Source organism: Sulfitobacter sp. HI0129, from assembly GCF_001635395.1.
Classification (GTDB): domain Bacteria; phylum Pseudomonadota; class Alphaproteobacteria; order Rhodobacterales; family Rhodobacteraceae; genus Sulfitobacter.
The window spans coordinates 1-432 of the sequence record NZ_LWGH01000029.1 but is presented as its reverse complement, the minus strand read 5'-3'; the positions used below and the strand labels follow the sequence as shown (position 1 = coordinate 432).

General features: G+C 56.0%; 1 protein-coding gene. It reads right to left on the bottom strand.

Annotation, left to right across the window (positions count from 1 at the left end):
• Positions 1-18 precede the first annotated feature (18 nt).
• Positions 19-432: LysR substrate-binding domain-containing protein (locus A3764_RS00350; RefSeq protein WP_236627970.1), on the bottom strand; the 414-nt coding region annotated here is incomplete at its 5' end.

The window sequence follows — 432 nt, the reverse complement described above, 5'->3', positions numbered from 1 at the left end:
TATGCAGTCCGCGCATAACTACAGGTTTCCTTTTTCCCGCAATTGCTTACGGTACATTATGATCTCTTCCTGTACAAAGTCACGGAAGGCCGCGACTCGCTTGGATTGGCGCAATTCCTCGGGGTAGGCGAGGAAAACAGGAACGTCGGCTGATTCGATATCCGGCAGCACCTGCACCAGTTCGGGGAAATCCTGAAGCAGATAATCCGGCAGAACCCCGATGCCCAGGTTGTGCAGAACGCCCTGTAGGACGCCGAAGTAGTTGTTTACCGTCAAAAGCGAGCGAACGTCGTTCAACAGCAGCTGATGGATGAGCTGCGTGCCCGCGCTGACCTGATCGCTGTCGGTGTTCTGGCAGATCAGCCGATGTTCGGACATGTCCTCGATCTTCTGCGGGGTGCCGCTGTTCTTGAGGTAGGCGGGGCTGGCGTA